The organism is Longispora sp. NPDC051575, assembly GCF_040681875.1.
GTDB lineage: Bacteria > Actinomycetota > Actinomycetes > Mycobacteriales > Micromonosporaceae > Longispora.
In genome coordinates this window covers 80,176-100,483 of sequence record NZ_JBFAZP010000015.1, presented here as the reverse complement: position 1 = coordinate 100,483, position 20,308 = coordinate 80,176, and the positions used below count along the sequence as shown (strand labels likewise).

22 protein-coding genes and 2 pseudogenes are annotated in these 20,308 nt (G+C 70.6%); 17 read left to right on the top strand and 7 right to left on the bottom strand.

Translation table 11 applies throughout. The annotated features are described in order from the left end of the window. On the bottom strand, positions 1-241 hold a 241-nt coding region (locus AB0M43_RS36160), incomplete at its 3' end, for a glycosyltransferase (RefSeq protein WP_363731543.1). 215 nt (positions 242-456) lie between these two features. Here AB0M43_RS36160 and AB0M43_RS36155 point away from each other — a divergent pair. Genes AB0M43_RS36155 through AB0M43_RS36135 form a run of 5 tightly spaced genes read left to right on the top strand, consistent with a single transcriptional unit; the run spans position 457 to position 4,833 of the window. Further along, the gene (locus tag AB0M43_RS36155; protein ID WP_363731540.1) at positions 457-1,485 is read left to right on the top strand and encodes an NAD-dependent epimerase/dehydratase family protein; all 1,029 of its coding nucleotides are present in this window, start codon (positions 457-459) and stop codon (positions 1,483-1,485) included. 5 nt (positions 1,486-1,490) lie between these two features. After that, positions 1,491-2,627: a molybdopterin-dependent oxidoreductase gene (locus AB0M43_RS36150; protein ID WP_363731548.1), complete on the top strand. Its 1,137-nt coding sequence runs from the start codon at positions 1,491-1,493 to the stop codon at positions 2,625-2,627. Beyond that, entirely contained in the window at positions 2,624-3,199 is a 576-nt protein-coding gene (locus tag AB0M43_RS36145; protein ID WP_363731538.1) for a hypothetical protein, read from the top strand. Before AB0M43_RS36150 ends, AB0M43_RS36145 begins: the two co-directional genes overlap by 4 nt. Then, the gene (locus AB0M43_RS36140; RefSeq protein ID WP_363731535.1) at positions 3,192-4,640 is read left to right on the top strand and encodes a glycosyltransferase family 87 protein; all 1,449 of its coding nucleotides are present in this window, start codon (positions 3,192-3,194) and stop codon (positions 4,638-4,640) included. Before AB0M43_RS36145 ends, AB0M43_RS36140 begins: the two co-directional genes overlap by 8 nt. 25 nt (positions 4,641-4,665) lie before the next feature. Then, positions 4,666-4,833 (top strand): hypothetical protein, encoded by a 168-nt coding sequence (locus AB0M43_RS36135; RefSeq protein WP_363731533.1) that lies wholly within the window; start codon positions 4,666-4,668, stop codon positions 4,831-4,833. A gap of 650 nt (positions 4,834-5,483) precedes the next feature. Here AB0M43_RS36135 and AB0M43_RS36130 read toward each other — a convergent pair. Both AB0M43_RS36130 and AB0M43_RS36125 read right to left on the bottom strand, forming a co-directional pair. Continuing rightward, positions 5,484-6,440, bottom strand: a complete 957-nt coding sequence (locus tag AB0M43_RS36130) for a sporulation protein (RefSeq protein ID WP_363731532.1) — start codon at positions 6,438-6,440, stop codon at positions 5,484-5,486. 86 nt (positions 6,441-6,526) lie between these two features. Then, a complete protein-coding gene (locus AB0M43_RS36125) occupies positions 6,527-6,931 on the bottom strand; it encodes a MerR family transcriptional regulator (RefSeq protein ID WP_363731530.1) in 405 nt (134 codons plus the stop codon). Between the two features lie 162 nt (positions 6,932-7,093). On the opposite strand from AB0M43_RS36125, the gene AB0M43_RS36120 reads away from it, so the two are divergent. The 3 genes from AB0M43_RS36120 to AB0M43_RS36110 all read left to right on the top strand — a co-directional run bounded on the left by AB0M43_RS36120 (position 7,094) and on the right by AB0M43_RS36110 (position 10,894). Continuing rightward, the gene (locus AB0M43_RS36120; protein ID WP_363731529.1) at positions 7,094-8,443 is read left to right on the top strand and encodes a hemolysin family protein; all 1,350 of its coding nucleotides are present in this window, start codon (positions 7,094-7,096) and stop codon (positions 8,441-8,443) included. Then, the gene (locus AB0M43_RS36115) at positions 8,440-9,513 is read left to right on the top strand and encodes a hemolysin family protein (RefSeq protein WP_363731526.1); all 1,074 of its coding nucleotides are present in this window, start codon (positions 8,440-8,442) and stop codon (positions 9,511-9,513) included. The genes AB0M43_RS36120 and AB0M43_RS36115 overlap by 4 nt, the downstream gene beginning before the upstream one ends. A 295-nt stretch (positions 9,514-9,808) precedes the next feature. Further along, positions 9,809-10,894: a sporulation protein gene (locus AB0M43_RS36110; RefSeq protein WP_363731524.1), complete on the top strand. Its 1,086-nt coding sequence runs from the start codon at positions 9,809-9,811 to the stop codon at positions 10,892-10,894. Between the two features lie 114 nt (positions 10,895-11,008). On the opposite strand, the gene AB0M43_RS36105 is transcribed toward AB0M43_RS36110, so the two are convergent. Further along, the gene (locus AB0M43_RS36105) at positions 11,009-11,164 is read right to left on the bottom strand and encodes a hypothetical protein (RefSeq protein ID WP_363731522.1); all 156 of its coding nucleotides are present in this window, start codon (positions 11,162-11,164) and stop codon (positions 11,009-11,011) included. 200 nt (positions 11,165-11,364) lie between these two features. Here AB0M43_RS36105 and AB0M43_RS36100 point away from each other — a divergent pair, with 200 nt between their 5' ends. From AB0M43_RS36100 to AB0M43_RS36090, 3 genes are all read left to right on the top strand, one after another. Beyond that, positions 11,365-12,261 (top strand): cation diffusion facilitator family transporter, encoded by an 897-nt coding sequence (locus AB0M43_RS36100; protein ID WP_363731520.1) that lies wholly within the window; start codon positions 11,365-11,367, stop codon positions 12,259-12,261. Positions 12,262-12,362: 101 nt separating this feature from the next. Continuing rightward, positions 12,363-12,890 (top strand): hypothetical protein, encoded by a 528-nt coding sequence (locus tag AB0M43_RS36095; protein ID WP_363731518.1) that lies wholly within the window; start codon positions 12,363-12,365, stop codon positions 12,888-12,890. A gap of 163 nt (positions 12,891-13,053) precedes the next feature. Next, positions 13,054-13,557 (top strand): hypothetical protein, encoded by a 504-nt coding sequence (locus AB0M43_RS36090; protein ID WP_363731516.1) that lies wholly within the window; start codon positions 13,054-13,056, stop codon positions 13,555-13,557. Positions 13,558-13,894: 337 nt separating this feature from the next. Here the strand turns inward: AB0M43_RS36090 and AB0M43_RS36085 are convergent, their stop codons facing one another. The 3 genes from AB0M43_RS36085 to AB0M43_RS36075 form a co-directional block, all read right to left on the bottom strand. Beyond that, the gene (locus tag AB0M43_RS36085; RefSeq protein ID WP_363731513.1) at positions 13,895-14,620 is read right to left on the bottom strand and encodes a LamG domain-containing protein; all 726 of its coding nucleotides are present in this window, start codon (positions 14,618-14,620) and stop codon (positions 13,895-13,897) included. A gap of 72 nt (positions 14,621-14,692) precedes the next feature. Next, entirely contained in the window at positions 14,693-15,709 is a 1,017-nt protein-coding gene (locus tag AB0M43_RS36080) for an acyltransferase (RefSeq protein WP_363731510.1), read from the bottom strand. A 108-nt stretch (positions 15,710-15,817) separates the two neighbouring features. After that, positions 15,818-16,258, bottom strand: coding sequence for a hypothetical protein (locus AB0M43_RS36075; RefSeq protein WP_363731508.1), 441 nt, complete (start codon positions 16,256-16,258; stop codon positions 15,818-15,820). A gap of 209 nt (positions 16,259-16,467) precedes the next feature. On the opposite strand from AB0M43_RS36075, the pseudogene AB0M43_RS36070 reads away from it, so the two are divergent. The 6 genes and pseudogenes from AB0M43_RS36070 to AB0M43_RS36045 form a co-directional block, all read left to right on the top strand. After that, a pseudogene (locus AB0M43_RS36070) lies at positions 16,468-16,689 on the top strand (ArsR family transcriptional regulator); the annotation flags it as partial. A 4-nt stretch (positions 16,690-16,693) separates the two neighbouring features. Further along, positions 16,694-16,951 carry an alkylmercury lyase gene (locus tag AB0M43_RS36065; protein WP_363731506.1) on the top strand — a complete coding sequence of 86 codons (258 nt, stop codon included), beginning with the start codon at positions 16,694-16,696 and terminating at the stop codon, positions 16,949-16,951. 462 nt (positions 16,952-17,413) lie between these two features. Then, positions 17,414-17,719, top strand: a complete 306-nt coding sequence (locus AB0M43_RS36060) for a metalloregulator ArsR/SmtB family transcription factor (RefSeq protein WP_363731503.1) — start codon at positions 17,414-17,416, stop codon at positions 17,717-17,719. After that, positions 17,719-18,394: pseudogene (locus AB0M43_RS36055) on the top strand (MIP/aquaporin family protein); the annotation flags it as partial. The gene AB0M43_RS36060 and the pseudogene AB0M43_RS36055, both read left to right, overlap by 1 nt. A gap of 71 nt (positions 18,395-18,465) precedes the next feature. Further along, a complete protein-coding gene (locus AB0M43_RS36050) occupies positions 18,466-19,122 on the top strand; it encodes a three-helix bundle dimerization domain-containing protein (protein WP_363731502.1) in 657 nt (218 codons plus the stop codon). Beyond that, complete coding sequence (locus AB0M43_RS36045; protein WP_363731499.1) at positions 19,119-19,535, top strand: arsenate reductase ArsC; 417 nt, start codon at positions 19,119-19,121, stop codon at positions 19,533-19,535. Before AB0M43_RS36050 ends, AB0M43_RS36045 begins: the two co-directional genes overlap by 4 nt. The last annotated feature ends 773 nt before the right edge of the window (positions 19,536-20,308 follow it).

Sequence of the window (20,308 nt, the reverse complement as noted above, 5' to 3'; positions counted from 1 at the left end):
CGTCGGCGTCCAGGAAGCACACCACCTCGGACGTGGCCGCCTCCAGTCCGGCGTGCGCGGCGGCGCCGAAGCCGCGTCGGGGCACGTGCACGACGCAGGCCCCGTACTCGGCGGCCAGCAGCGCGGAACCGTCGGTCGAGCCGTTGTCGGCGACGATCGCGCGGTAGCCGGCCGGGAGCCGGGTCAACACCCAGGGCAGTGCCTCAGCCTCGTCGAGGCAGGGCAGGATCACATCCACCATGGCCATGACCGTACGGCCGTGAGCTGCGCCGGAACCTTACGAACCGGAAACGCCGCGCCCACCTTACGAGATGGTTACCGGCCTTGACGCCCCGTCCGCATTGTGCAGTTGTGCCGGTTCTTACGAATCCGTGACAGCCACCCGCGAAACGGCTCGGCGGACCGTCCGCTGGCCTACGGTCGGCCCTGAGACCTCGAAGACCACAGGTGGTGACCATGCATGTGCTCGTGACCGGCGGGGCCGGCTTCATCGGCTCCCAGGTCGTGTCCGCGCTCCGTTCCGAGGGCTGCGACGTGTCCGTTCTCGACAGCCTGCACCCGGCCGCGCACGGACCCGGCCCGGCCCCCGACGGCGTCACCGTCGGCGACGTGCGCGACCCGGCCGTGGTGCGGGCCGCGCTGCGCGGGGTGGACGCGGTCGTGCACCAGGCGGCCCTGGTGGGGCTCGGGCTGGACCTGGCGGACCTGCCCGAGTACGTGGGCTGCAACGACCTGGGCACGGCGGTCCTGCTCGCGGGGATGGCCGCCGCCGGGGTACGCGACCTGGTCCTCGCGAGCTCCATGGTGGTCTACGGCGAGGGCCGGTACGCCTGCGCCGCGCACGGCCCGGCCCGCCCCGGTCCGCGCGCCGTCGCCGACCTCGACGCCGGCCGGTTCGAGCCGACCTGCCCCCGGTGCGGGGCGGTCCTGGCGTGGCAGCCGGTGGACGAGGACGCGCCGGTCGACCCGCGCAGCGTGTACGCGGCCACCAAGCTCGCCCAGGAGCACCTCGCCTCCGCGTGGGCCCGGGGCTGCGACGGCCGGGTGGCGGCCCTGCGCTACCACAACGTGTACGGCCCCGGGATGCCGCGCGACACCCCGTACTCCGGCGTCGCGGCGATCTTCCGGTCCGCCCTGGAACGGGGCGAGGCGCCCCTGGTGTTCGAGGACGGCCGACAGACCCGCGACTTCGTGCACGTCACGGACGTGGCGGCGGCGAACGTGGCCGCGCTGCGCGGACTGCGCCCGGGCCTGCGCGCGTACAACGTCTGCTCCGGGCTGCCCAGCACGGTCGGCGACGCGGCGACGGCGCTGGCGGCGGCGTTCGGCGGCCCCGGACCGGTCGTCACCGGGGAGTACCGGCTCGGCGACGTGCGGCACGTGGTCGCCTCCCCGCGACGGGCGGCCGAGGAACTCGGGTTCACCGCCCGGGTGGACGTGACGGCGGGGATGCGGGAGTTCGCCTCCGCCCCGCTGCGCGGGTGAGCGCCATGTGGCCCGAACGGCTACGGGTCGGCCCGTTCCGCCGGGGGGCGTTCACCTCCCGGCTCCGGTCACCGCGCCTGACCAGCCAACTCGGCCTGCTGCTCGCCGTCGCGTTCGGGGTGTGCTTCCTCACCGGGCTGCTCAGCCACCTCATCCAGCACCCGCCGTCCTGGTTCTGGTGGCCGTCGCGCCCCGTGTGGCTGTACCGGGTCACCCAGGGCCTGCACGTCGCGACCGGACTGGCCGCCGTGCCGCTGCTGGCCGCGAAGCTGTGGTCGGTGTTCCCGAAACTGTTCGCCTGGCCGCCGTTCCGCGACCCCGTCCACGCCCTGGAGCGCCTGTCGGTCCTCGTACTGGCGTCCTCGGCCCTGTTCCAGCTCGTCACCGGGGTGCTGAACATCGCCCGCTGGTACGACCCGATGCCGTTCGGGTTCGTCGCCGCGCACTACTGGACCGCGTGGCTGGCCATCGGCTCCCTGATGGTGCACATCTCCGTGAAGCTGCCGATCGTCCGCCGGGCACTGGGGGCCACGCCCCGGCCGACGCCCGGCGACGGACTCAGCCGGCGCGGGCTGCTCACCGCCGTCGCGGCCACGGCGGCGGCCGTCACCGTGGCCACCGTCGGGCAGACCGTGCGGCCGCTGCGGGACCTGTCCGTACTGGCCCCGCGCCGCCCCGACACCGGCCCGCAGGGACTACCGGTGAACACGTCGGCCGCCGCCGCACGGATCGTCGTACCCGTCGACTTCCGGCTCCTGCTCGTCGGCCCCCGGGCCCGGCACACCCTGAGCCTGGCCGACCTGGCCGCCCTGCCGCAGCGCACCGTGTCGCTGCCCATCACCTGTGTGGAGGGCTGGAGCGCCGACGCGACGTGGACCGGGGTGCGCGTCGCCGACCTGCTCGCCCTGGTCGGTGCGCCGGGCGAGGAGGTACTCGTCGAGTCGTTGCAGCAGGACAGCCCCTACCGGTCCTCCGTCCTCGCCCCGCCACACGCCCGCGACCCGCTGACCCTGTTGGCGTTGCGGCTCAACGGCGAGGTGCTGCACCCCGACCACGGCTACCCGTGCCGGCTCATCGCCCCCAACAGGCCAGGCGTCATGCAGACCAAGTGGGTGTCGTCCATGACGGTGGTGACCCCGTGATCCGCAGGGTCCTGCTCGCCGTCGGCGTCCTCGTCATGGGGTACGCGGTCTACGGAGCCCTCACCGACCCGGCCGCCCGCCCCGTGGGCCAGGTCGTGTTCCTGGCCACGGTGCTCGGCACCCACGACCTACTCGTCATGCCAGCCGCGATCGGCGTCGGCTGGCTGCTCAGCCGACTACTTCCCGGCTGGGCGCGCGGGCCGGTCCAGGCCGGGCTGTTCACCACGGCCGTGCTCACCACCATCGCCCTGCCCTTCCTGATCGGCAACGGACATCCGCCGGACAACCCGTCGGCCCTGCCGCTCGACTACGGCCGGGGACTGGCGATCGTCGTGGCGGCCGTGTGGGTGGTGGTGGGCGGGCTGGTCCTGCGTCGGCTCGTGATGGCGCGGACCCAGGCGGCCGTCGGTCCGGTGCCGCGAACGTCTGACCGTCCGGCACCGCGAGGCGCTGGCGGCTCGACACGGCGAGCGGCGAACCTCCCGGTACCGCCACGGACCGGCCGTCCGTCGCCTCGAGGTGCCAGCGGACCGGGGCCCGGCGGATCCGGGGCGGAGCACGCCGATGACTGACCGTCCCGCCGGCCGATGGTGGGCGGTCGGCGCGGCCGTCGCCGTCACCGCCCTGGCCCTGCTCACCTGGCTGGTGACCTCCGGAATGCTGCCCCAGCGGGTGGTCGTGCCCCTGGTCGGCGCGTCGTGGCTGGTGTTCGCCGGAGCGGTCCGGCTGGTCCTGCGCGCACCACGCCGGACGGCCATCGCCCTGATCCTCCTCGGCGGCGTGGTTCTCCCGGTACTCGCCGCGTCCGCGCCCCCGCGCAGCAGCGACGACCTGTACCGCTACGTCTGGGACGGCCGGGTACAGGCCGCAGGCGTCGACCCCTACGCCCACCCGCCGGCCGACCCCGCACTGCGCGGGCTGCGCGACGGCTTCCTGTGGCCGGCGGACGCCCCCTGGTGTCTGCCGGACGGGACGTGCACCCGGATCAACCGGCCGACCGTGCCCACCATCTACCCGCCCGTCGCGCAGGCCTACTTCCTGGGCGTGCACGTCCTGTCGCCGGCCGGCAGCCGTACCCGGCCCGTCCAACTCGCCGCCGCGCTGATCGCCGCCGCGACCGCCCTGCTCCTGGTGCGCGCGCTGCCCCGCTTCGGCCTGAATCCCCGGTGGGCGGCACTGTGGGCCTGGTGCCCGACCGTCTTCCTGGAGGCCGGCAACAACGCGCACGTCGACGTCCTGGCGACCTTCCTCGCCGCCGCCGCGCTCACCACCCTCGCGGGAGGGGGCGTCCTCGCGGGCAGGAGCGGCCGGGGCCGGGCGGTGTGGGGCGGCGTGCTGCTGGGGCTGGCCGTCGCGGTCAAGCTCACCCCGGGCCTGCTCGCCCCCGCACTGCTGCGCCGCCGGCCGGTCCTGGTCGCCCTCGCCGCCGCCGGCACGGTCGTCCTCGGTTACCTGCCGCACATGTGGGCCGTCGGCGCCGACGTGCTGGGCTACATCCCGGGCTACCTCACCGAGGAGGGCTACGCCTCCGGGCAACGGTTCGCCCTGCTCACCCTGGTGCTCCCGGTGGTCTGGGCACCCGTGGCCGCCGGGGTGGTCCTGGTGGCGGCGGCCGGGTGGACCGCGTTGCGGGCCGACCCCGACCGGCCCTGGGACGCGGCCGTGACGATGGTCGGCACGGCCCTGCTGGTGGCCACCCCCGGCTACTCCTGGTACGCGCTGCTCCTGGTCGTCCTGGTCGCGCTGTCCGGGCGGGGGGAGTGGCTGGCCGTCGCCGCCGCCGGGCACCTCGCGCTGTACGCCGCCGACCTGCACCTGGCCCCGGCCACCGGCCAGCGGCTCGGCTACGGGCTGGCGCTGGTGGCCGTGATAGCGGTCGCGGTGCGCCGGCAAACACGGCGGGGGTCCCCACGGGGCGCTGAAGGTGTGGGACCAGGGTGGAGCCTCCGGTGGCCCCCGCCGGACCAGGTCAGCGGGGTGCGGGCGAACACCCCGGGCAAGGATCGACCCTGATGACTGTGGGCGTTACCATGTCGCCATGGACGAACTCGCGCGTACCGAGGACGACCCCGAGGCGTTCGCCCGGGTGATGCGCGGGCGGATGCGCGAGAACCGGTGGGGCTTCGCGGAGTACGCGATGGCCTTCACCGCCGCCTCCTCCGTACTCGTCCTGGGACTGGCCATCGCAGCAAACCTCACACGGTGACCCGGTACCGCAGCCGACGGAGGCGGTAGGCGTCCCTGGACTTCAGCGAGATTCTGCCCGCTACCTAGCCCGGCTGAGCTGTCCCCTGTTTCAACGGCCGCTCTTGGGCCATCATGGAAGTGCTCCACCTCCAGCGGAGCAGGGGCGGTCCGTATCCGTGGAAAGCTGCGGACCGCCCCGCCAGGAGATTTGGGGGCCGCCGACGCGCCGACACTCCACCGCCACGCTTGGCCTGTGCGATGGCGGCCTCCCACACGTCGTTGGTGGTGCCCGTCGCGACACAGAGGTACTGAATCAGAGCGTTGCCTCTTGCCCGCCCCGCCACGGACAATGGCCGTCCAAGGTCGACTCGGCCTGCCCAGAGCCGCTGGCGGTCAGCGGCACAGTGGTGACGTCGGTAGCGTTCGTGCCGAGCCATACCACGACGATGGGTGGCGGGGAGGCATGGGCGCCACGGCTGCGGCTGCGGCGGGCACGATCTGGCGGTGGTGCGGCTCGACCCAGGGGTAGAGGCGCTGGCGGTACCCGTCGGTGACGGGCATGCTGATCGCCGGGGGCGCTAGTCGTTCGGGGCCGCGCCGTTGCCGCAGACGGGCAGAGCACTGGCGGTTCCGGCAACTGCCGTGGCCGGAACCGCCAGTGCCGTGTGGCTAGAAGTCTTCGTCGCCGCCGTCGAACATGTCGTCCATGATCTCCCCGGCCACGTACCCGCCGACGAGGCCCGCCGCGACGCCGCCGACGACAGCCCCGGCTCCCATGCCGCCCCGGTGACCATGACCGTGGCTGCCGTGCCCGCCGTGGCGGTAGCCGTGCCCACTGTGCCCGTAGGCGCCGTGGGCGGGGACGTGGGACAAGATCTTGCTCTGCAGCCAGGAGTCGATGTGGGCCGCCCAGTCGGTGCCGCTGTCGGAGTGGGGGACGTGGAGGTTGAAGTACACGTCGTGTCCGCCGGAGAACAGGCCGCCGCGTTTGTCGACCTCGACGACCACGTCCACGCCGGCGGTGCTGGTGATGAACGTGACCTCGACCTCGTTCAACGCGTGCGCGTAGGCGGGGCCGGCGTAGTACTCGATCTCCTGGTAGAACGGCAGCGTCTGCTGCGTGCCGCGGATGCGGCCGGCCTCCAGGTCGGCTTTCTTGAACCGGAAACCCAGCTGGCCGAACGCGTCGAGGATCGCCTCGTGCGCGGGCAGTGGGTGCACGCTCATGTCGTCGAGGTCGCCCTTGTCAATCGCACCTGCGATCGCGAGTTCGGTGCGTACGCCCATCACCATGCCGTGCAGGCGCTGCCCGCCGTGCACGTGGGTGATCGGGGTCTCCCAGGGCACCGGCAACTGGAACGGGATGGACTGCTTCTCCCCGGCCTTCAGGGTGAAGCGGCCGGTGACGGGCAGGCGGTGGAACTCCACCGTGCCGGAGTGATCGCCCCGGTCGACGCGGGTGACCAGGCTCAAGGTGACGTGCTCGATGTCGGCGTCGACGGTCCCGCCGACGATGTTCACGTGTCCGTCCAGGCTGAGGCCGGGGCGGGTGTTGGGGTTGGTCAGAACAGTGTCGACGGTCGGAGCGCCGACGCCGAGCTTGGAGAGCATCTTCTTAAAGACCACGAGCGTGTTCCCTCTCAGACAGCGGTTGTGTGCCGGGTTGTGGTGCGGGTGCGGGTGCGGGCTGGTGGCGGGGTGTCGGGCCGGGGTCAGGGGTCGGGGGCGGCGATGATGAGGTCGATGGCGGCCTGGATGAGGCCGTGGGCGCGGGCGGTCATCGCCGCTACGAGGCCGGCGATGTCGTCGGCGGCGTTGTCAGCGAGGTCGCGCAGGCTGCGGATGTCGCGGTCGATCTTGGCGAGGTCGTCGGTGAGGACGCCGGTGCCGGGTCGGGTGAGGGCGGCGGCGATGTCGTCGAGGCTGGCGCCGTGGGCTTCGAGTTGGCGGATCGCGGCGATGCGCTCGACCGTGGCCGGGTCATAGAGCCGGTATCCGGAGTCGGTGCGCTGGGCGGGGCTGATCAGGCCGAGGGTGGTGTAGTAGTCGACGGTGCGGGGGGAGACCCCGGCGTGGGCGGCGAGCTGCCCGATCTTGAGGAGCTTGTCCAACATCATCTCCTCTCCGGTCCCCGCCAGCTGACCCCAAGCGTACAGTGGGGCGTGCTACTTTTGGGACATGCCTGAGTGTTGCAGTATCGGGCCGGGCTTGGCCCGGCTGAGCGTTGTCGCGTCGTCGCCGCTGATGGCGACCACCCGGGGTGAGGGTGTGAGCGGCGCGTGTTGATTCTTTCCGGCGTGGCCGTGATCGTCGTGTTGACGGTGGCGACGGGCTGGTTCGTGGCGCAGGAGTTCGCGTTCATCGCCGTCGACCGCAACCGGCTACGCCAGCTCGCCAGCACGGGTGACGCGGCGGCGGAGCGGGCGTTGCGGGTGACGGGCCGGTTGTCGTTCATGCTGTCCGGGGCGCAGTTGGGCATCACCGTCACCGCCCTGCTCGCCGGCTACGTCGCCGAACCTCTGCTGGGTGAGGGCCTCGCGGCCGTGCTGGGGACGGCCGGGGTGCCGAAGGCTGCGAGCCTGTCGATCGCCTTCGCCGCGGCCCTCGTCTTCGCCACGGTCGTGCAGATGGTGCTCGGGGAGTTGGCGCCGAAGAACTGGGCGATCGCCAAACCCGAGACCCTCGCCAAAGCCCTGTCGCGTTCCACCCTGATCTACCTGGCGGTGGCAGGTCCGTTGATCCGGCTGTTCGACGTCGCCGCGACCCGGTTGTTGCGTCGGCTTCGGGTGGAGCCGGTGGAGGAGCTGCCTCAGGGCGCCACGGCGGAGGACTTCGGGCACCTGATCGCCGACGCCCACGACGGCGGGCACCTCGACGCTGACACCTACCGGCTCCTGGACCGGGGCCTGGACTTCCGTGCCCTGACCGCCGGCGACGTGATGGTCGCCCGCCCCGTGGTGACCACGATCGCCGCGACCGCGCCTGCGTCGCGGGTCATCGAACTCCTCGACACCGGGCACTCCCGGTTCCCGGTCACCGGCGCCAGCGTCGATGACATCCTCGGTGTCGTCGGCCTGGCAGAAGTCCTCGCCGTCCCCGTCGCAGACCGCGCGTCCACGCCGGTGGGGCGGATCGCAGGTCGGGCCGTCGTCGTCCCGGAGTCACTGCGCGTGCCGCGGGTGTTGGAGCGGCTGCGCACCGCCCACCGCCAACTCGCCGTCGTCGTTGACGAGTACGGCGGCTTCGCCGGTGTCGTCTCGCTGGAGGACATCGCCGAGGAACTCGTCGGCGAGATCCTCGACGAGGACGACCACGCAGAACCTACCGCCGTCCGGCAGGAGGACGGTTCGTGGCTGCTGCCCGGCCGGTTCCGCCTGGACGAGGCAGAAGACGCCACCGGCCTCGGGCTGCCCGACGACGAGGCGTATGAGACTCTCTCCGGCTTCGTCCTCGCCCGCCTCGGGCACGTCCCGTCGGTCGGCGAGGAGATCACGGTGCGGCTGCACGGGCCGTCGGACGTCGACACGGGCGAGCCGGGGCCGGTGACCGTGGTGCTGTTGACCGTCGTGTCGGTGACCCGGCACGTCCCGGACACCGTCGCCCTGCGCGTCGTGGACGGTGAACGATGAGCACGACCTGGGCTTTGCTCGTCTCCCTGGTGCTGCTGGCGGCGAACGCGTTCTTCGTCGCCGCCGAGTTCGCCCTCGTCGCCTCCAAACCACACCGCCTCGAAGCCGCCGCTGAACAAGGTTCCCGCGCCGCCCGTGCGGCACTTGCCGGGTCACGGGAGCTGTCGTTGATGCTCGCTGGTGCCCAGCTCGGCATCACGCTGTGCACTCTGGGCCTGGGCGCACTGGCGAAACCGGCACTGGCCGATCTGCTGTCCCCGCTGTTCGGGGCGCTCGGGATGCCGGATGCCGCCGCGTACACGGTGGCGTTTGTCCTGGCCCTGTCGGTGGTGGTGTTCCTGCACATGGTCGTCGGGGAGATGATGCCCAAGTCCTGGGCCATCACCCACCCCGAAGACTCCGCCCTGCTCCTCGCTCTGCCGTTCCGCGCGTTCGCCAGAGCCTCACGGTGGGCGCTGCGCGGCCTCAACGCGTGCGCGAACGCGATCCTGCGGCTCATCAAGGTAGAGCCCCAGGACGCGCTCGCCCATGCCCACGGCCCCGACGAACTGCTGCTACTGCTGGAAGCATCGCGTGAGCACGGCACGCTGCCGGGGGATCAGCAGGAACTGCTCACCGCGATGCTCGCCCTGCAGCACACCTCCGTCGCACAGGTCATGACCGCGGCTGTCGACATCTCCTGCGTGCCGGCGACCGCGGATGCGCACGCCATCGAAGACGCCAGCCGCACCGTCGGGCACTCACGCCTCGCCGTGTGTGACGACGACCGGTCGGTGACCGGGATCGTGCACGTCCGCGACGCCATGCGCGCCACCGCCACCGGCCGCACGACCACCGCCGCGGAACTGGCGGCGGAGCCGCTGCGCCTGCCCGAAGGCACCCCGGTCGCCACGGCCGTGCGGGTGATGCGCGAGCACCGCGCCCAACTCGCCGTCGTCACCGACCCCGACGGGGCCACGGTCGGGGTGGTGGCGATGGAAGACCTCCTCGAGGAGATCATCGGCGAGTTCGACGACGAGACCGACCCCATCCCCCAGGCCGCCCGCCCCCGCCCGCCCCGGGCCACCTGACCGCCGGTGGCCGGGCAGGGGCGCCCCTGCCCGGCCACCGGTCACCACCACATCCGCAGACCCGCGCGACCGCGAAGGAGGACAGTCCACAATGGTCTATCTCTCTGCGCAGGCACACCCCGGACAGTGTCGGACGCCCGTCGCGGGACGCCGTACCGGTCACGCCGCGGCCGACGTTCGAGGCGGCCCGGGTCACCGCCCGCATTCTCCTGGCCGTCCGCCTCGGGCGGGCTGGATCGGCACCACCGCACCACACCTGTCCTGATACGTCTGGCAAGGGAGTAGCGCAGCCGTCATGGTGTTCAACAAGTTCAAGTCCGCGTTCGGCGTCGGCGGTCCGTCCGTCGACACGGTGCTGACCAACCCCAACACCCGTCCTGGCCTGAGCCTGGAAGGCCACGTCCACCTCACCGGCGGCCAGGCCCCCGCCGACATCGAGTACATCACCGTGAGCCTGGTGACCCGGGTCGAGGTCGAGTCCGACGACGTCGAACACGACGTGAACAGCGAGTTTCACCGCGTGCAGGTCACCGGGGCCTTCCACCTGCCGGCCGGCGTCCAGCACTCCATCCCGTTTTCTCTGCCGGTGCCGTGGGAGACGCCGATCACCCACGGCCCCACCGCCCAGGCGCTGCACGGCATGACCGTCGGGCTTCGCACCGAACTGTCGGTGGCCCGAGCTGTGGACAGCGGTGACCTCGATCCCGTGTACGTGCACCCACTGCCCGTGCAGGAAGGCGTACTCGCCGGCCTTGCCGCGCACGGGTTCCGCGTGAAGTCCGCCGACCTCGAACGCGGGCACCTCAACGGCGTGCACCAGACGCTGCCGTTCTACCAGGAGATCGAGCACTACCCCGCCCCCCGGTACCAGGGGGTGATCAACGAAATGGAGGTCACGTTCGTCGCCGGCCCCCAGCAGGTCGAGGTCATCTTCGAGTTCGACAAGCGCGGCGGCCGGTACACCGGACACGACACATTCAGCCGGTTCACCGCCTACCACCACAACGCCGGCGAGGTCGACTGGCCGGCCCTGGTCGGCGACTGGGTCGGACAGTCCCTCGGCCGCTTCCAGACCTTCACACCCCACCACGGCCACGGCTTCGCCCCGCCCCCGCCGCCTGCCCAGTACGGTGCCTACCCGCCGGCCCAGCAGCACGCCTACCCACCGGCTCAGCACGGGTACCCGGCCCAGCACGGCGGTGGGCACGGCTACCGCCACGGCGGGCACGGCCAAGGCGGACACGGAGGGCACGGCGGGCCCGGGATCGGGGGCGTCGTCGGCGGGGTCGCCGTCGGACTGATCGGCGGCTACGTCGCGGGAGAGATCATCGACGACATCTTCGAAGACGACGAAGGCGAAGAGGGGGACGGCGAGGACTAGGCAAGCAGGGGCGCCGGGACCGCGTTCTGCCAGGACCGTTTAGCCCCCTGCGGCCTGATCGACGCGGCTGCGACCCGTACCCCGGCACGGCCGGCACCGTGGGGCGGCGGGCGGTCAGCGGCGGCGCCAGAAGTGTGAGACGGCGATGATGACGGCGACGGCCACCAGCGCCAGACCGCTGTAGATCAGCCACTCGCTGGGCTCGTCGAAACCGTCGGGAAGTTCATCGCCGACGGACCGCAGCGCCGATAGCTGCACAAGTTGCGTCACACGCACAGGTCCTCCTGGTCACGGTGTCGCGGGGCCGTCCCGGACGGTGTCCCTACCGTAGCCGCCTGTCGCCAGCCGACCCCACCTGGTTGATCTTCGGATATGCCAGACTGTTGCCGCCCCGCGGACATCGCGGGCGTCAACACGTGATGTACGGGGAGATGTGGTCGAAGATGGCGGGCGGCAGTACTAGGGCGGTCGTGACGGCACTGGTGGCGAACATGGGTATCGCGGCCAGCAAGTTCGCCGCCGCGTTCATCACCGGGTCGGCGTCGATGCTGGCCGAGGCGGTGCACTCGGTGGCCGACTCCACCAACCAGGCACTCCTGCTCGTCGGCGGCAGACGCGCCGCCCGCCCCGCTTCTGCGGCGCACCCGTTCGGGTACGCGCGTGAGCGCTACATCTACGCGTTCATCGTCTCCATCGTGCTGTTCACCCTGGGCGGTTGCTACGCGGTGTACGAGGGGGTCACGAAGCTGCGTGACCCGCACGAGCTGAATTCCCCTGTGGTGGCCATCGTGGTGCTGGTCATCGCCATCGCCCTGGAAGGCTGGGCGCTGCGCACCGCGCTGAAGGCCGCCAACGCCGATCGCGGCACCCGCTCGTGGTGGCAGTTCATCCGCCGCGCCAAGGCGCCGGAGTTGCCCGTCATCATCCTGGAGGACACCGGCGCCCTCGTCGGGCTTCTTCTCGCCCTGCTCGGGGTGGGCCTGACCCTGATCACCGGCGACTCGATCTTCGACGCCCTGGGCACCCTGGCGATCGGCGTCCTGCTCGTGGCCATCGCCGTGATCCTGGCCGCCGAGACCAAGAGCCTGCTCATCGGCGAAGCCGCCTCCGCCGAGGACCTCGGCGCGATCCGCCTGGCCCTGCTGTCCGAGCCCGACATCGACCGGGTCATCTACCTGCACACCATGCACCTGGGCCCCGAGGACCTCCTGGTCGCGGCGAAGATCACCGTCGGTGGCACCGACACCGCCCGCGACGTGGCCGCCGCCATCGACCGCGCCGAAGCCGCCGTACGCGCCGCGACCCCCGCCGCCCGCCTGATCTTCCTGGAGCCCGACATCTACCAGCCGCACCACCCCACCGGCTGACACCACCGGCCAGGTGGTGGCACGAACCGGGGAGCCCGCAGTGGCGACCGGCCCGTAATCTCAAGGCCCACACCACGGGAACGGGTAGGAAGCAGGCGGTCATGAGCGAGGACATCTTCGGCGGCGAGTCGGTCACCTCCGAGTTCAGCGACGGACACACCGAGACCGTCACCGACACCAACGGCGACGGTTTCGCCGACAGCGTCGCCGTCGACTACGACGGCGACGGGCACATCGACGCCGTGTTCACCCACAGCTCAGGCCCCGGGCACGCCCTAGACACGATGACCGTCGACAGCGACGGAGACGGACGCTTCGACACCGTCTACGTCGACTCCAACCACGACGGCGTGTTCGACCAGGTCGGCTTCGACCGCGACGGCGACGGGCACATCGACACGGTGTTCATCGACACCAACCACGACGGGCGCCTCGACCAGGTCATCGCCGACACCAACCACGACGGGCGGGCCGACTACGCCGCCGCCGACACCGATGGCGACGGACGCATCGACGTCGAGGTCACCGACACCAACTTCGACGGCACCTACGACACGGTCCACTACACCGAACACACCCATGGCGGCCTGACCCCGATGGGCAACACCGACCCCTACGGCGCCGTCTGAGCGCCCCAGCGCCTCGACGTGACGGTCACGGTCCGCGAGGATAGCAACACGGACCCGCACCGCGCGGGTCGCGTCTGCGGAGGTGCGTGTCGTGACGAGTGGCCGACGACTGGCGTGGATACACGGCGGCGGAGTGGTGCTGTGCAGCGCCCTAGTCTCGGCGGTGGTCACCGGCTTCGGGAACATCCTCGCCGCCGACACCGTGGCCGCCCAGGTGCCGGCCATGTTCGTTCCCACTCTCGACGGCGGAGGTAAGGGTCCCTTCACTGTCAAGAACTCGGCTATGGTCGATGTCGCCATCATCGACCCGACCCCCCGTCAGGTCCTTTATGAGGTGCTGACGGTTCTACCGACCGTGGTCATGATCGCCGTGCTGCTCGTGGCCCTTACCGCCCTTGCTCACCGCACCCGACACGCCACGCCCCGCTCCCCCGCCGTCCTGGGCAGGCTGCGCGCGCTCGCCGTCCTCGCGCTCGTAGGCGGCTGTCTGGCCGAAGGCGTCCAGATCGGCGCCCAGTACGCTCTCACCCGCTCCGTGGTCGGGGAGTTGGCATTCTTCAGGATCGGTCTCGAGCAGTTCGGTTGGTGGCTGCTTGTCGCCTTCGGGCTCGCGGCCTGCGCCGAGATCGCCCACCGCGCCGCCCGCACCCAACCCGCAGCCATCTGACGCGACGAAGACGGCGCGAACAAGCCTGAGACCACATCGCCCCATCGCGGCGGCCACCTCGCGCCTGCGGCGGAAGTGGTCGGCGAGAATCTGCCTGAGCAACACCCAAGCAGTGTGCCGTGGGCATGTCAGACAAGAGTTGATGGCTTCGTCAGATCAGCACCCGACTGACACTGCCCGGCCCAGGACTTCCCGGGGCCGGGCAGCATGTGCGCCTAGCAGATCACCTCGTGCGGATAACGGCGCACGGATCCGACCGCACGCATGTGAACTTACCCGAGCGAACCGTGATGTGCGGTCCGGCGGACGTCGATGACGGCAACGGTGTGCCCCGATGTCAGGGCCGGTCGATGATGACGTAGGCGTTGGCGAGGTCGCCGAAGAACTGATCGTTTCTCGCCCCAGGACCCTTGCCGCCGAACCGCAGTGGTTGATCCGTGTCGATGGACAGATTCGCGGGGACCCTACTGGAGGCGACCTGCGAGCCATCGACTGTCACAGTGAGGTCACCGCCGCGGCGGGCGCAGTCGACGCTGTGCCAGGTACCGTCGGCGACGCTGCGCGGGCCGAGGAGTGCCCAGATAGTAGGGTCCTCACCTACCAGGACACAGCTCGGTCGACCCTCGTAGCCGTCGACCTGCAGCTTGTACTGCGCACCGGTCACGGACCAGCCCTTCTGCAGCACGTTGGAACCCTTGCTGGTCTGCGACGGTTGCATGCGCAGCGTCACGCCGAACCGTAGATCGCGGGTGCCTGGATTGAGGTCATCGACCGAAGGCGCTTGTAGCACCACCCGGGGACAGTCGTCGTCGACCTCGCACACCGCCGGAAACTGCAAAGCGGTGAGGCGGCCGTCGCGCGTGACCGTCAACTCTCCACCACGCGTCGCGACAGCACGCAGCGTATGACCATGCCCAGAAAGGTCCTCTGCCATGTCCGAGCTGCCCGTACTCCCGAAGTCATACCGCGCCACGGTCACACCATGATCGTCCGCGTCCGCAGGAACGCAGATAGAAGCAATCGCCAGACCCACGGCGGCAGCACAGCCTGCCTTTTTCAACATGCCGGCAATTATGGTAAGAACAGACATTCCTCGCATGAAACGCGCTGAGCGACTAGATCATGACACCGCCGGTCACCGTGAACCAGGCACCGCCTGGATCGGGATGGGGAACGACCGTAGGACCCACCGAGCCGCTAGGTCCTCGACCCAGCCGAACGCCACCACCGCCACCGCCAGTATTAGCAGGACCAGCGACAGCACCTCTGGCCGATCCAGTGTGGCGCCCACGGCCGCCGCGAGCGTCAGGGTTGTCAGGATGGCCATCTGGTGCCACAGGTAGATCGTCATGGCCCGCCGGTTGAGGAACGCGACCGCGCCGGCGGCCCGGGGCCAGCGCTGAAGCGGGTCACGGCGCGGGACGAGCCGGAACATGACGAGGACCAGGGCCGCGGACCACAGGACGTTGCCGATCGGGATGTCGTTGAGGTCATAGCCGCGCGCCCCGGGGTGGGTGATGATCCACAGCAGTCCAGCGACTGCGAGGGCTCCGGTGAGAACCATGAACACCCGAGTAGGTACGGCCCGCAGTAGCCCGTCGTGGTGGGCGAAGCCGAGCAGCCAGCACGTGCCGTACAGAGACAGGTCCCACAGTTCGGCAGGTACCGAGCCGCCCCGCGCTCCGATCCCCGAGAACATGAGCAGCAGCGCGAAAGGGGTGATCAGCGCCGCCACCGGGTACCGGCGAAACACCCGAAGCAGCAGAGGGGAGAGCAGCATGAACCACAGGTAGGCCCTGATGTACCAGATCATGCTCAGCGCCGGGGCGAGGTGGCCGGCGATGTGCGGGGTCCGGAGCGGCAGCAGCCACCAGCCGAGCGACCAGGCGGACTCACCCGCCAGTAGCATCGCCGGCACGGCCAGGCCCGCCAGCGCCCAGACCGGCGGAAGGAGGCGACGCAACCGGCGGCCGAGCACGGTGCCAGCACTACCACCCTGGTCCAGCGAGGCAGCGGTCAGCGCCCCGGCCAGGGCGAACATCATCCCCATCGCAGGAAAGGCTACGGTGATCCAGGCCCAGCCCATGCTGTGATAGAGCACCACCCGGGTGAGCGCTGCGGCACGTAGCAGGTCGAAATATCCTGAACGCATCCTGGGATGATGCACGCCGACGCTAGGCATACCCTGAGTAAACGGTCAGCATCGGGTAAGGGCACTCAACTCGCATCGCGACGCTGGTGTCACCTCGGTGAAACCTGGTCACCCGACGCGCGTCGGGGTCGTGAGGAGCACCGGGTCTCCCGCAGGTCGACCGCAGCGGATACCCGTGTACGCCGGGTACAGCACCCGCCGGCCATGCCGCACCCGGGTACTCCACAGCAGGCAGGCATCCGGGTCCTGTCCATCGAGGCCCGCGGCGATCACGACCGCACGTCCGTTGACGAACGATGCCTTCACCCGAATAAGGTCACGGTCTGACACACCGTTGAGGCGTTGCAGGAAAATCGACTCGTAGTCCGCAGGCAGGCCGTCGGTGTCGAACAGTACCCGCAGCCCGGAAGGGTCGGCATGCACCAGCGCCGCCTGCAACCTCGCGGCCAACCCCCGCGCCTGGGCGGCATCAGCCGGCGATGCTTCCCCGACCGTGAGGCACACCGCTGCGATCCACACCGCCGGCAGCCACCAAACCCGCACACTCACCGCTCTGCTCCGTTCGACGCCGTCACCAACCGACGCCGACCAGACTTCCCGGCACACCACAGCTCACCTTACGGCCCCCACAACCCGGATGCCAGCGTAGATGCCCCAAGGGCTGGCTCTGCCGCGACTTTCGGTGGTGACGGTGGGTGACGTCAGCCGAGGCGGACGCGGTGGCGGGGAGGCGGAATCCGGCGTGTCCCGTCGTCGCCGAGGCGTGCGTGTGCGCCATCTCCGATTCCATCGACCTTTCCGGGCCCACGATCGCGCGCCACCTCAGGGTGCTGCGCGAGGTTGGTCTGATCGACGGCGAGCGGCGCAGCACCTGGGTCTGGTGCCGGGACACTGCTGGAGAAGATCACCGCCCTGTCGAGGCTGCTCAACCGCCACCACCGTCTGACCGCGCATCTCGCGGGGCCACAGGTGCAGGATGAGGGCATGCTGATCGAGCTACGGTCCGTGCCTGGCTGCCCGAATCTGGCGCCGGCCCGGGAACTGTTGCGTGCTTGCCTGGCCGAACTCGGGCTCGCGGCCGAGGTCCTTGAGCTCGTGGGCGACTACCCGTCGCCCACGGTGCTCGTCAACGGCACCGACGTCATGGGCTGCACCGGCAGTGGCGCTTCCTGCCGGCTGGATCTGCCCACCTTTGAGGCGATCCGCGCCGCCCTGGCCATCGCCACTCGGCAGGCAGGCTAAGGCGGCGATGCCCTGGACGGCGCTGGCTGGCGTCGCGGTGGTGGCAGCCGACGTGTGGGGCATCCACGCCCCGGACGCTGGCCGGTGGTTCGCCGTGGCAGTCGCCGTCCTCACCGCCGACGCCTCCGCCACTGGCCCCAGTGGCCGAGGTGGCACGCCCAGGGCATGGCGGGCTCGTTCATCGCGCTGCTCACCGGCTTCTACGTCGACTTCGGTCCCCCGTTGCCGATCTGGAATCGACTTCCGCACGCCGCGTAGTGAACCCTGCCGGCCGCCGTCGGCATCCCGCTCGCCCTTCACCCTACGCGTCCTGGCCCGATACCGCTCCGGCCATCTTCAGGTCCCAAAGCCGGGCACTGAGCCGCACAGGACCCGAGAACGGTAGTGGCCCTGCGGGTACGTCATCTGATGTTCATGATCGAGAATTTGACGGGCCGCGCCGCGACGCTGTGAGATCAGGGCATGCTGATATCAGCTCCTCCTGATGTGCTCCGCCTGCTCGGCGACCCGCTGCGTGCCCGGATCGCCGAGTTCCTGGCCGAGGGTCCCGCCTGCACCTGTCACCTCGTCGAGGGGCTCGACGCGACGCAGTCGAACATCTCCAACCATCTTCGGGTACTCCGCGAAGCCGGCCTCGTCGCCGCCGAGCCCAGGGGCAGGTTCACCTACTACCGGCTGCTGCCCGGGCCCCTCGAAGCCGCCGCCGGACACCTGACCGCGCTGGCCGCCCGCGCCCGGGACACCGCCGCCGTCCGCCAGGAGTGCTGATGACCCCGCCGTTGCCCCGCCGCCTGCTCGCGGAGTTCCTGGGTACCGCGCTCCTCGTCGCCGTGGTCGTCGGCTCCGGGGTCATGGCCGCCAACCCTGTCCCCGAACGACACGGGGCTGCAGCTCCTGGAGAACTCCACCGCCACGGTCCTCGGGCTGACCGTGCTGATCCTGGTGTTCGGCCCGGTCTCCGGCGCGCACTTCAACCCTGTCGTCTCCCTCGCCGACTGGTGGCTGCACCGGTCGACCGGCGGCGGACTCGCCGGCCGCGACCTCGGCCCGTACGTCCTCGCCCAGGTGGCCGGCGCGGTCGGCGGCGCGGTTCTCGCGAACCTGACGTTCGCCCTGCCCGCGGTGACGCTGTCGACGAAGCACCGCGACGCCGGGCACCTGTGGCTGGGCGAGACCGTGGCCACCGCCGGACTGGTCCTGCTCATCTTCGCCCTCGTCCGTACCGGGCGCGCGGCCCTGGCGGCCCCGGCCGTGGGCGCGTACATCGGGGCGGCGTACTGGTTCACCAGCTCCACGTCCTTCGCCAACCCCGCGGTCACCGTCGGGCGGGCGTTCACCGACACCTTCGCCGGCATCCACCCCGGCTCCGTACCCGCCTTCGTCGGTTTCCAGGTCCTCGGCCTGCTGATCGGCATGGCCGCCGTCGTGGCCCTCTACCCGAACCCGGCCACCCCCGTCACCGGGCACGAGGCCATCGACCCCGCCACCGACCACCAGCCCGCCGGGAGCACACCTTGAACACCCCCACCTCCCTGGAAGACCTGCCGTTCAGCGACGTCGACGCTGTCCTGCACCGCGCCGCCGAACGCCTCGCGACCCGCTTCGCCGGAGTCTTCAACCCCGAGACCGTCGAGCGCTACGTCCACGAGTCCCACACGGCCCTGTACCGCACCGCCCGGGTCCGCACCCACCTGCCGTCGCTCGCGGAACACTTCGCGTCCGACCGGTTGACCGCGCTCGCGCAGTCCAAGGGGGCCGTGGAGAAGACCGTGCCGGAGGTGCTGTTCCTGTGCGTGGCCAACGCCGGCCGCTCCCAGATGGCCGCCGCCCTCCTGGCACACCACGCCCGAGGCTGGGTACACGTGCGCTCCGCCGGATCCGCGCCCGGCCCCGACGTCGAACCCCACGTCGTCGCGGTGATGGCTGAGCTCGGGCTCAAGCTCGATGACGCCTACCCCAAACCGCTCACCGACGACGTGGTCCGCGCCGCCGACGTCGTCATCACCATGGGCTGCGGAGACGCCTGCCCCGTACTACCCGGCAAGCGCTACCTCGACTGGGCGATCGCCGACCCCGCCGGCGCCGACCTCGACCAGGTCCGCCATATCCGCGACGACATCGACACCCGAGTGAAGGCCCTCTACGCCGAACTGACCCAGGAGCGATCATGACCACCAAGCCGTCCGTGCTGTTCGTCTGCGTCCACAACGCCGGCCGCTCCCAGATGGCCGCCGGCTGGCTCCGCCACCTCGCGGGCGACGCCGTCGAGGTCCGGTCCGCCGGGTCCGCACCCGCGAACACCATCAACCCGGTCGCCGTCGAGGCCATGGCCGAGGTCGGCATCGACATCACCGCCAACAAGCCGAAGATCCTCGGCTACGAGACCGCCGAAGCCTCCGACGTCATGATCACCATGGGCTGCGGCGACGTGTGCCCCGTCTTCCCCGGCAAGCGCTACGAAGACTGGGTACTCGAAGACCCCGCCAGGCAGGGCATCGACGCCGTCCGGCCGATCCGCGACGAGATCAGGACCCGGGTCGAGAAACTGCTCGCGTCCCTCGACCTCACCACCCAGGCCCACTGACCCGCGCACCTTCCCTGCCGGCTCCGGAACCCACGGTTCGGCGCACGAAATCGACAGGGAAGGACAGCACCAACCCGCGAACAGCGCTGAGGCGGCTTCCGCGCCCTGGAACCAGCGCCCCTCGCGTCGCCCTAGGATGTGCCACTCGCAGTGACCCCCAATGCCCGGCTGAAGGGTTGGGAGAAGCTTTTCTGCCACGTATTCCCCCAACGTCGCTTCGCCGACGTCGAATGCCGTTGGACGGCTTCCTTAGGGCCCTTGCGGAAAGGCACACCAGACCGCTGGCCCTGCCTCCCGCCGGAAGCAGGGCCAGCGGCGATACATGCCGGCCGGAACCAACTCCGCTTCTCGGCGACTCAGTGTCTCACACCGACATTCCGAATCGCAGCGTCCAGCCATTGTGTCCGCCGAGCAAACAAGTCGCCTGTCTCCACGAGGAGAACCATCCTGTACACGCAGGGTCGACCTCTGCCGGCCGGGTTCAGGGTAGTACCCGTACAGCGGGCAGCACTCTAGCCGGCAGTCACCGACTTAGCTGGCAGCCGTCGATACTGGCCCCTACGCGGCCGTCCCGAGTGCCGACCCGTTGCGCCGCGGGCTCAGCATTCCCACCCACGATCGCGGGTGATCCGATCCAGCCAGGCGCAATCGCCATTCACGACACCGGAGTATCCATAGAACGCGGGCATCCGACCGACCGGATGTCGAGGGCACAATCGAGCCGGAGCCCGTCCGCGAATGCTGACGACGAACCTGCCGCCCTCGTTTTCCCA